This is a genomic window from Hymenobacter sp. (assembly GCF_036387835.1).
Lineage (GTDB): Bacteria > Bacteroidota > Bacteroidia > Cytophagales > Hymenobacteraceae > Hymenobacter.
Genome location: NZ_DASVSY010000033.1, coordinates 1 through 11,477, shown reverse-complemented (window position 1 = coordinate 11,477; position 11,477 = coordinate 1). Strand labels below are relative to the sequence as shown.

The 11,477-nt window shown below is 57.4% G+C and carries 6 protein-coding genes; 1 reads left to right on the top strand and 5 read right to left on the bottom strand.

The annotated features are described in order from the left end of the window. Window positions 1–164 precede the first annotated feature (164 nt). The 5 genes from VF639_RS06410 to rhaT all read right to left on the bottom strand — a co-directional run bounded on the left by VF639_RS06410 (window position 165) and on the right by rhaT (window position 9,429). Entirely contained in the window at window positions 165–935 is a 771-nt protein-coding gene (locus VF639_RS06410; RefSeq protein WP_331145062.1) for a rhamnogalacturonan acetylesterase, read from the bottom strand. 172 nt (window positions 936–1,107) lie between these two features. Beyond that, window positions 1,108–3,096, bottom strand: a complete 1,989-nt coding sequence (locus tag VF639_RS06405; RefSeq protein ID WP_331145061.1) for a rhamnogalacturonan lyase — start codon at window positions 3,094–3,096, stop codon at window positions 1,108–1,110. 255 nt (window positions 3,097–3,351) lie between these two features. After that, complete coding sequence (locus VF639_RS06400) at window positions 3,352–4,872, bottom strand: RagB/SusD family nutrient uptake outer membrane protein (RefSeq protein ID WP_331145060.1); 1,521 nt, start codon at window positions 4,870–4,872, stop codon at window positions 3,352–3,354. A gap of 30 nt (window positions 4,873–4,902) precedes the next feature. Further along, window positions 4,903–8,010, bottom strand: coding sequence for a SusC/RagA family TonB-linked outer membrane protein (locus VF639_RS06395; protein ID WP_331145059.1), 3,108 nt, complete (start codon window positions 8,008–8,010; stop codon window positions 4,903–4,905). A gap of 303 nt (window positions 8,011–8,313) precedes the next feature. Further along, window positions 8,314–9,429, bottom strand: a complete 1,116-nt coding sequence (gene rhaT, locus VF639_RS06390) for an L-rhamnose/proton symporter RhaT (protein ID WP_331145058.1) — start codon at window positions 9,427–9,429, stop codon at window positions 8,314–8,316. Window positions 9,430–9,651: 222 nt separating this feature from the next. On the opposite strand from rhaT, the gene VF639_RS06385 reads away from it, so the two are divergent. Further along, window positions 9,652–11,477 (top strand): bifunctional rhamnulose-1-phosphate aldolase/short-chain dehydrogenase (locus VF639_RS06385; RefSeq protein ID WP_331145057.1); only part of this gene is annotated, 1,826 nt, incomplete at its 3' end.

The following is an 11,477-nucleotide window of genomic DNA, read 5'->3' as shown; positions in this document are numbered from 1 at the left end:
TACTACTTACCGCAACGATGCGAGCGAGATGCTTCGACTCCGGCTGCGCCTCTGCTCAGCATGACAGGGTTAGTTTGACGACGTCAGCACGCCAGATGCTTCGCCTCCGGTTCCTGGCTTGCTGCGCCACATGCTCAGCATAACGGGTAGTTTGGCAAAAAACCTTACTTAACCACGTTCTTCGCTAAGAATTTATTGAGCGGCATTTTATTGGCAGCCTTGATGCCGTCTACCACCGATTCGGCGTTGAGGCGGGCGCCGGCTTCGTTGGTGTGGGTATGGTCGCCGGGGAAGAACTTCTTGACTTCGTCGGGGCCGAGCTTGTCGTATTTGTCGGCCGTGATGCTGTTCAAATCGATGAAGGGTACTCCCTCCTGCTTGGCTACATCGGCGGCCCATTTGCCATAGTCGTTGGTGGCTCGAATCACCTTGCCTTCCTTCCATTCGTTGCGCGGAATCATGGAGGCCACCATAGGCGTGGCGCCTTTGGCTTTCGCCTCCTTGATGAATTTACGCAGATACCAGCCGTAGGTGTGCACGGTCTCCTTACGGCCATCGGGCCACACGAGGTCCTTGGTTTCTTCGCCCGTGCCCTTAAGCACCCCGCGGCGGCCAGCCTTAGTGGTATCCGGGGCGCTGCCTTCGTTGTGGCCGAACTGCATTAGCAGAAAGTCACCGGGCTTGAGAGCGTTGTGCACCTTGTCCCACCGGCCCTCCGAGATGAACGTGCGGGTGCTGCGGCCGGCCATAGCGCTGTTATTGATGCTGATTTTGGTGGTATCGAAGTAGCTGGCCAGCTGGCTGCCCCACCCGGCTTGCGGCGCATTAGTGTTGCGCACCGTGGAGTCGCCGATAAGGTAGAGCGTGGGCGTGGGTGGCTTCAAAAAAGCAGTTAGTGTGCAGAACAGAGCGAGCAGGGCAAATAGATTTCTCATGCGTTGTGGTGTGGTGTTATCAAGCGAATGAACGATGTAGAGACGCGACACTTCGCGTCTCGTCGTTGCTGACGTTGTTTAGATGAGCTTGTTCTGAATTAGTCGTTCAACGCCGAGACGCGAGGTGTCGCGTCTCTACATCGTTCAGGCAATCAGACGTTCTTATGGTAGTTTACTTGCCCACCTTGGCAGTTTCTGGTTTCATGCCTTCGCCTAAGTAGAAGCTGGTATGCGGGGGCTGATTGTAGCCCACGTTTTCGCGGGCTACGGCAACGCGGTAAGCCGGGTCCTGCATCAGAGTCACGAAGCGGTGCGTGGTGGGAATAGTGGTCGTGAAAATCAGTAGTTCCTCGTTGTTGGTGTTGCGCCAGATCACTTCTTCGCGCCAGTCGCCAAAAAGGTCGGCGCTAAGGCAGGGCGTGGCTTTGGTGCCGTTGCAGGAAGCGGCCCCGAATGGCTTGCCGTCCAGCAAGGGCGTGGCCGTGGCGTTCTGGTAGTCCCACTTAGAAACCGTAGTGCCATCGAGCAGCTCGCGCAGCAAGTCGCCATCCCACCAGAGGCCGAAGTTGACAGCCCGCGGCGCCGTCCCGATTCGCTCGCCTTTGCTGGAAAGGAGCCCCAACTCTGCATTACTAACCCACATTTCTGCTCCTAAATAACGTGGGTCGATGTCGGCGGCCATGCCCCGGCCCACATCCTCACCGAGCAAACCTGAGAACAGCACTTTGCCGGTGGTAGCATCATACATGGCCGCTCCCGGACCGTTTTCGTGGCCGGGCACTTTCTCCTCGTTTTCGTGCACACCCCACGCCTCTAAGTCAGGTGTGGTGGGGTCGAAGTTGCTGACGTGCAGCGCGTCGCCGTGGCGCAGGCCGGTGCTGAACAGCCCTTTGCCGTTGTCATCGACCACCATCGAGCCATACACGATTTCGTCTTTGCCATCGAAATCGACATCGTTGACGCTCAGTCCGTGGTTGCCCATACCGGAGAAAGGATTTTTGTTGTCTTGTGAGTCGAACACCCAACGGGAAGTGAGTTTGCCGTCGCGCCAGTCCCACGCGGCCAGCACGGAGCGGCCGTAGTAGCCCCGGCACATCACGGCGCTGGCGTGCACCCCGTCGAGGTAGGCTACGGCGGCTAGCATCCGGTCGGCGCGGTTGCCGTGGCTGTCGTTGCCCCCGTTGCCCCCAATGCCACCCCAACCGCCCAAGTCGCCACGACCGGGCGCATAGGGCGCCGTGGCCATAGCTGCCCCGGTGAGGCCGTTGAACACGGTGAGGAATTCAGGCCCGGCCAGCACCCGGCCGTATTTACTGTCGCGGGGGCTGGTGACGGACGGGGCGTCGGTGGGCACGGTGAGCGTGCGGTAATCCTTGTTGGCGTCGCCGATAACTGTACCCTTCCCATCGATGGTGCCGTCGGCGGTTTTGCAGGTCAGTTCAGCTTTGCCGTCGCCATCGAAATCATACACCAGAAACTGCGTGTAGTGCGCCCCCGCCCGGATATTCTTGCCGAGGTTGATGCGCCAAAGCTGCGTGCCATCCAGCTTGTAGGCATCGAGTAGCACCGGCCCACTGATGCCGGCCGAACCATTGTCGCGGCTATTAGAAGGCTCCCACTTCAGGATGATTTCGTACTGCCCGTCGCCATCCAGGTCTGCTACGGAGGCATCGTTGGCTGAGTAGGTGTACTCGCTGACTTCGGGGCCGCTGCTTACGCTACCGCCAGCGGGGCGCTTCAGGGGCACCCGCATGTAGCTTTGCGCCCATACGGCGGCTAACTCGGGTGGCGCATCTTGGGGACTGCGGGTGCCGGTTTTGCCGGCCACGAGCTGCACCGAGTATGTGTAAGCTTGCGCGGCATCTGCGGTTTTATCGACCCAATTGGTGCAGGTGGTAACGGGCTGGCTGGTTTGCTTCACAGCTTTGCCGCCTTTCGCCTGCCGGTAGACATGGAAGCCGGCTCCTGGTGGGTCTGAATTCAACAGGCGCCAACTCACAAATACGCCGCCTCCCTCCTGCTTCAGCGCCACCACGCCCCGACCGAGCCGCTCCATTTGGCGTTGCGTCGCTGTTGGTGCGGAAGTGGCTGGCTTTAACTTCACTCTGGCGGCCCCAAACAGGCCGACTACGCACAGCACCAAGGAAAATTGATTGATCATACGAAAGAGTGAATAACTGACCCTACGTTGTGTTTATCGGCCTCTGCGGTTGCCTCACCTCCTGGCTCCTAGCTCGCTTGAGGCGCGAAGCCTTCAAAGAGGGAACGAGTACTAAGCGCTAGGTCTAAACGGAAAGAAACCAGGGGGTGAGGCAACCCTATGAACGGCCTGCGTTGCGTAACCGCAGTGAACAATAGCCGCACAAAAACAACGGGCAGCTTTTGCCAGGCTGCCCGTTGCGATACACTGAACGCTTTAGTTGTAGCCTGGATTCTGTTCCCAAAAGCCCGGGTTGATACGCAGCTCCACCAGCGGAATCGGGAACAACAGGTCGTGTTCGTCTAGCTTCGGCTGAAAATTGGTGACCGTCGTGTTCTTGAACTGCTGCATTACCGGTATGGCATTGCCGGTGCGCACCAAGTCAAACCACCGGTGCCCTTCACACACAAACTCATATCTTCTTTCCTTCAGCATGGCCGCCCGAAAAGCGTCTTTGCTGGCGGCTTCCGGCGAGGTGGCCGTGTAAGCAGGCAAGCCCGAACGAGTTCGGATTCGGTTGATGAGCGTGAGAGCCAGGGCGGGTACGCCACTGGTGCTTTCCTCGTTCAGCACTTCCGAATACATCAGCACTACGTCCTCGAAGCGGATGATGGGGAAGTTGTTGGGGTAGTCGCGGTTGTTCTGCGGGGCCGTGGTGCCTTTCTCCAAAAACTTGGTGAACTGCGGCCGGCCCGCTTGAATCAATCCGGTAGTTGGGTTGCGAACAACCGAATCGTAAGTGGCAGCTTTGCGGCGGTCTATCTTCGGCCAGTTCGCTCCCATAAAAGCAACGGGCACTTGAATATCGGGCCCGCCGGCGTTGTATGGCGACCAGAATGGAGGAAAGGTATTGCCCTGGTCCCATGGCACGGTACTACCCAGGCCGACACCGCCGGAAATGTACTGGATTTCAAAAACGGCGTATTTATTATCGTTGGGCGTCTTGAACAGATCGGCAAAATTCTGGGCTACCGAGAAAGTAGCGGGACTCTCAGCCGCATACACAGCCATGAGTTGCTGCTTGGCCAGGGGCAGCATGGAAGCATCACGCAGGGGGTAGCCGTAGCCCGTCAGGTACACTCTGGCCAGCAGCGCTTTGGCGGCCCACTTGGTAGCGCGGCCCTTATCGACGGCGGCGTAAGCAGCAGGCAGATTATCGGCCGCGAACTTCAGATCATCAATGATGAACCGGTAAACATCCGCAATGGGCGCCCGTGGTATGTTCTTCGAGTCTTCGATGCCCGATACTTTGTCGGCAATGGGTACCGGTCCCCAATAGCGTACTAAGTCAAAATAAGCCAGCGCCCGCAAAAACCGGGCTTCTGCCTTGAACTGCTCGACACGCGCAAAAGTGAACGGCTCTATCTTTTGCTGCAGAATATTGGCCCTGTATACCACCTCAAACAGGTCGGTCCAGGTGGCTTGCAGCTGCACGGTCTGCGAGGACGCCGAGTAGTTGCTGATGTCGCTGTAGTCGCGCTGCACCAAGGCAATATTCACTTGAATATTATCGGAGCGTATCTCCGCCATATTCCAGTGCGAGCTTTGCGGAAACGACAAACAACCATTGTAAATGGCCATAACAGCCTGGTTGATTTGCGACTCGTCTTGGTAGAATTCGTCGGCCGTGTTGTTGGCCACCGGCGGTATGTAAAGGATATCCTCGCTGCACGCGGTAGTCAGCAGTCCGCCTACGCTCAAGGCGGCGGAATACATGAGAAGTTTTAGTGCTTTCATCGGAGTGATTTTGTCGGATAAAGGGTGGGCTTACAGCGACAAGTTGAAGCCTATGGTATAGGTGCGCGCCTGCGGGTAGCTCCCGCGGTCATACCCACCTGTTTGCAACGCCTCCGGCGAGAAGCCACCCGTGTAGCTGTGCCAGATGTAGGCATTTTCCAGCGCCAGATACACCCGGGCCCCAGCGTAGAAGCTGGTGTTGGGCAGCGTATAGCCTAGAGTCACGTTCTTGATGCGGAGGTAGTCTGAGCTGTAGAGCCAGCGGGTGTCGAAGAAGGCCCCGGTTCCTGCGCTGATGCTCGGAGTCATGCCGTCGCCAGGCTCTGCCTCCGACTTCCAACGAGTATTCCAGCGAGAAGAGTGGTTGTAGAGGTAGCCCATGCCCGGCCGGTCGTTGGAGCGCCCAATCAGCGAGTACAGGTCACCGCCCGTTTGGGCATTCACCAGCACGTTCAAGTCAAAGCCTTTGTAGCGGAAGGTATTGGTGAGGCCATAAGTAAACTTAGGCTGTGGATTGCCCACAACCACCCGGTCGTCGTTGTTGATGATGCCGTCCCCGTTCTGGTCTTTGTATTTCGAGTCGCCTACCCGCGTGTTAGGCATCTTCGGCTCATTGTCTACTTCGGCCTGCGTCTGGTACACCCCAATAGCTTCGTAGAGCAGGAACGAGTTGATCGGTACCCCCACCTGCAGAATGCTGGTCAGGAAGTTGAAACCACCCGGCACTGGCGTGTCGGCATTGCCCAGTTTGGTTACTTTATTGTCGTTGTATGAGGCGTTGAACGAAGTACTCCACTCGAAAGCACCTTGCAGGTTGCGCGAATTCAAGCCTAATTCCACGCCCCGGTTCTCCACGTTGCCGATGTTTTGGAAGCTGGTCGTGAAGCCCGTCACCGACGAAACCGGTACCGTGTACAGTAAGTCGGTGGTTTTCTTGGTGTAGTAATCGGCCGTTACCTGAATCCGGTTGCTGAGCACGTTGAAATCGAAGCCGTAGTTGAAGCTCGCGGTTTGCTCCCAGCCCAGGTCATCGTTTTGGAAGTTGCCGGGCGCATAGCCCGTAACCGCCGCGCCATTCAACGAGTAGTTGCTTACCCGAAGCGTGGCAAACTGCGAGTTGTTGGGAATGCGGTTGTTGCCCGTGACGCCCCAGCTGGCCCGCAATTTCAAGTCGCTAATAGCGCTAACACTCTGCATGAAGTTCTCGCCCGACACGCGCCAGCCTAACGAAACCGCCGGGAAGTAACCGAAGGGTCGGTTGTTGCCGAACTTCGAGGACCCGTCGCGCCGTAAGCTAGCCGACACCAAGTACTTCTGCTTGTAGTCGTACTGTGCCCGGGTGAAGTACGAGAGTAGCGCATCCTTGCCTGAACTGATATTGTTTTGGTCGGTGGTGGAATTGCTGCGGTCAAACAAATACGTCCAATCGTTGGGGAGGAAAGTATTTTGTTGCTGCGACCGATCCAGGCGGGTACGCTCTACCGAGTACCCCAGGATGCCGCTGAAGTTATGGTCGCCGAAGGACTTGGTGTAGTTGAGCACACTTTGAAAAAGGTAGCGCGTGTTGAAGTCCTGGTAATACCGCGAGCGGCTTAACTGACCGTCATACGCCGCCGTAAACCACTCCCGAACCGAACTAGTGGGGAAATATTGCTGGTCTTGATAGTAGCCATTGTCCATGGCGCCTAGCAGCTGCAATTGCAGGTCCTTAATCAGGTTGAAATTCAAACCCATATTAGCGTTGAGGCGCGTCCGGGTGCCTTTTACCTGGCTGCGCTCCATCACGGCTACCGGGCTGATGTAGTTGCCCGACCAGGCATAGGTCCGGTATGGCTGAGCACCGACGTACACGCCGGCTTCCTTAGGGCCCACGGGCGGCATTTGCGCCGCGTTCAGGGCTTGCCCGTCCCCATCAACTCGGCCCAGGTTCGTCCATTCCATACTCGGCGCCAGCGTGATAGACATCTTAACGCCCTTCCGAATCTGCGCATCGAAGTTGGCCCGTAGGGTTGCCCGCTTCAGGTTGGTCCCAATAACTACCCCGCTTTGATCTAGATAAGAACCGTTGATATTGTAATTCACATTGTCGGTGCCGCCGGAAACGCCCACCGTATATTGTTGAATAATAGCCTTGCGGAATATGGCGTCCTGCCAGTCAGTGTAGGCCAGACTATCCTGGCCGTACTGCCATTTGGGGTCGTAGGTGTAGCGGATAATGTTGGTCGCGCTAGGGGGTACCCCATTCAGGGTCAGCCGTTGCAAGCGGGTTTCCCTGGAATCCTCGATTCGGTTAGCCGGGTTTTGCGCCAGCCATTCAACGTCGATACCATCTTTGCGCATCTGAATCCACTCTTCCGCCGACTGCACATCGAGTTTGCTTTCCACAACCTGCACACCGGTAAAACCCGAGAACTGCAGCTTCGGAGCGCCTTTCTTACCGCGCTTCGTGGTTACCAGCACCACGCCGTTGGAACCCCGCGACCCGTAAATAGCCGCCGAAGCCGCATCCTTCAACACCTCAATGTTAGCGACATCGGTAGGGTTGATGCCGCGCAGGTTGTCTACGGGCACGCCATCTACCACATACAGCGGTTCGTTGGAAGCATTGATAGAAGCCGCGCCCCGCACCCGAATCTGCAGTTCGGCGCCCGGCTCACCAGAGGGCGTTTGCACGTACACGCCGGGCATCTGACCGACCAGCGCGTTTTCGATGCGGTTCACGGGCCGCTCCTCGATTTCCTTGGCCGTAACGCCCGCAATAGCGCCCGTCACGTTGCTGGCTTTCTGCGTGCCGTAGCCTACTACCACCACTTCTTCGAGGGCTTTGGTGTCGGCTGAAAGACCAACGTTGATGGTCGTCTTACCTTCAATTGGCACCTCTTTGGTTATGTAGCCCACAAAAGAGAAAACCAGGGTCCCGGTACCATTGGGTACGCTCAGGGTGAAACTGCCATCGGCATTCGTGCCGGCCCCAACAGTAGTGCCTTTCACTACCACTGTCACACCAGGTAATGGTTCATTTTTATCGGCAGTGGTGACTTTACCGGAAATCGATTGCGTTTGCGCAAACAAAGACCGGGTAAAGAGGAGCAGTACCAGCAGCGGCAATACTCTAGCTAAGCGATATAGCTTTCTCATGCGGTTTATGGGTATGGGTTAGGCTGATGAGTTGCGGTGTCATGAAAAGTTTATGAAGATATTATTCACCTTAGCCTGCTCCTTCCCGTACCTACCTGCTTACTTAAATTAGTTAGCTTCTCCGATAGATACAAAAACAGCCCGGCTAATTGCCGGGCTGTTTTTGTATCTATCGGAGAAGCTAACTGCGAGTCAATTTTCCAGCTGACTCCGTAATTCAACCCTTAGTCAGCATCCACTCTTCTGCTACAATAGATTCGGGCTATATATAAGACCATCGCAGCAAGCAGGTTACATCAGTGGTTATTGTGCTGGCTGTGTTTCTGCGGAAACCTGCGTTAGTGTTTTTGTTTTATTTGGAACGGCAGCTTCCTCGGTCTGCTCCGAGCCTAGATAATTGCCGTAGCCCACAATCACAGTGGACAGCACCACCGTCAAAATACCAAAGGTTACGGTGCGCATGGTTGCGCGATTAGCGCCACGCCACTCATGCAGGTACAAGCCCCACATCGAGCTAAAAGCAATGATGAAGGCCATGTGCAGAGTCCAGCCCGAGAAGCGGTAAACGCCTAGCTTGGTGTCGCCCATGCCGTAGAAGAAGAACTGGAAGTACCACAAAGTACCCGCCATGGCACAGAATAAAATGTTGCGCAAAGCAGGATACGAAGGATTGAGATAGTCGCTGTAGGTGCGGTTTTTGAGGTTCAGGTATATGCACCACACCGCGTTGGTAGTAAGACCACCAAGCAAAATCACCACCAGAATGGCGTTGTTCTTATAGAGTGGGTCGGCCCCCTGCTGCACGGCCAGATCAGCAATTTTTTGTCCGGCCTCGAGCCCAAAAGCAAAACAAGCACTCATTATCCCGGAAAACACGGCCACCAGCAGCCCCTTGCGCAGGTCGTATTCTGCAATCGATTCCCCTTTTTCTGCCGCCGACAGTGATTTCTCTTTCATGATTCCGGCCCGGCTGCAGATCAGAATCCCGATCAGACATACCAACAAGCCGAGCAGCGTCACCTGCCCCGAGGCAGTGCTCACAAGCTTCGACATGGTACCGCCCCAAATAGGTGGCACCAGCGTGCCAACCAAGGCGCAAAGCCCCATGATAACGGCCATACCCAACGACAGCCCCAGGTAACGCATGGCCAGCCCGAAAGTCAGCCCCCCGAAGCCCCAGAGTACCCCCCAGAAATACACCCAGAATAGGGTGGTGCCATCGGTTTGGCGCAACACATACGTCAGATTAGGAATGGTTAGCGAGCCCAGCAGCCACGGAACAAACAGCCACGAAACAATGCCACCTACCAGCCAGTAACTTTCCCAGGACCAACCTTTTACCTTCTTGTAGGGTAAGTAAAAGCTGCCGGACGCAAAGCCGCCCAGCGCGTGTAGGATAACTCCCCAAATGACAGCCATAGTGTATGTTTTTTACCAAATCTGCTTTAAAAACTCCTACAAACAGTCCTGTGCTCTCCTGAGCAGCATGGAAAGTTGATGCTACAGTGCAGGCAAGGTACCGGGGCTTGTAATTAATTTACCATTGAACAGGAGAGTGCAGGAGTTTCGCTCTGAGCGGATAAGCGTACTTTGATGAAAAGCATACTCACTGTTTTCTGGCAAACTCACAGAAACACTACTATGGAAAAAACGCTAACCTTTCAGCACGTCAGCTACTTGTGGGACGAGGCGAAGGCGCTGGAGTTGAGCGGCGACGAGGTCGCCCTGTTCCTGTACCGCTCCAACCTGCTCGGCGCGGATCTGCGCCTGACCAACTACGCCGGGGGCAACACCTCCTGCAAAATCCAGGAGACCAACCCCGTCACGGGCGAGGCAGCCGAGGTGATGTGGGTTAAAGGCTCGGGCGGCGACATCGGCACGCTCACCAAGGCCGGCTGCGCCACCCTCTACGTCGAGAAGCTGCACCAGCTCAAGCACCGCTACCGCGGCTTGCCGCACGAAGACGAGATGGTGGGCTTGTTCGAGTACTGCCTCTTCGACCCCAAGTGCGCCACGCCCTCGATTGATACGCCCCTGCACGGGCTGCTGCCCTTCCAGCACATCGACCACCTGCACCCCGATGCCCTCATTGCCATTGCCGCCAGCAAAGACGGCGAGCAAATCATGCAGGCGATTTGGGGCGAGACGATGGGCTGGTTGCCCTGGCAGAAGCCAGGCTTCGACCTGGGCTTGCAGCTCGAGAAGATCGTTCAGGACAACCCCCACCTGCGCGGCGTCATTCTGGGCGGCCACGGCCTCTTCACCTGGGGCGAAACGTCCTACGCCTGCTACCTCAACACGTTGGACGTGATTGAGCAAGCCGCCACCTACCTCGAAGCTAATTATGGCCAGAAAGGGCCCGTCTTCGGCGGGGTGAAGCGCGAGCAGACCCTGGACGCGCCGCAGCGCCGCCAGCAGGCGGCGGCCGTCATGCCGGTGCTGCGCGGCCTGGCCAGCAGCCCGGGTCGCCGCATGCTCGGCCACTACACCGATGATGCGCGCGTGCTCGAGTTCGTCAACTCCCACGACCTGGCCCGCCTGGCGCAGAAAGGCACCTCCTGCCCCGACCACTTCCTGCGCACCAAGATTCGGCCGCTCGTGCTCGACGCCGATGTGATGCAGGGCGAGGCGGCCAGCATCAAAACGTACCTAGAGGATCAATTTGCCGCTTACCGCCAGGACTACGCCGCCTACTACGAGCGCCGCAAGCACGCCAACTCGCCGGCTATGCGTGATGCCAACCCCGTCATCCTCCTCTGGCCTGGCGTGGGCCTGTTCGCCTTTGCCAAAGACAAGCAGACGGCCCGCGTGGCGGCCGAGTTCTACACCAACGCCATCAACGTGATGAAGGGCGCTGAGGCCGTGAGCGAGTACACCGGCCTGGCCGAGCAGGAAGCCTTCAACATCGAGTACTGGCTGCTGGAAGAAGCCAAGCTCCAGCGCATGGCCCCGCCCAAAGCCCTGTCGGGCAAGATCGCCTACGTAACGGGCGGCACCGGCGGCATCGGCAAAGCCATCTGTGAGGAGTTGCTCAAGTTCGGGGCCTGCGTGGTAGCCGTCGACCGTGACCGGCTGGAAGAAACGCAAGACGAGCTGCGCAACAAGTTCGGCCAGGACAGCGCCCTGAGTGCCGCTATCAATGTAACGGATGCCGAGAGCATCGCCGCCTCGCTGCAAGCCAGCATCCTGCAGTTCGGCGGCGTCGACATCATCGTCAACTGCGCGGGCCTGAGCATCAGCAAGCCCCTGGCCGACACCACCCAAGCCGATTGGGACATCCTCAACGACGTGCTCGTCAAGGGCCAGTTCCTGGTCAGCCAGGCCGCTGTTACCATCCTGCGCCAGCAAGGCTTAGGCGGCGACATCGTTAACATTGCCAGCAAGAACGGGCTGGTGGCGGGCCCCAACAACGTGGCCTACGGCACGGCCAAAGCGGCGCAGCTGCACATGAGCCGCTTGCTGGCCGC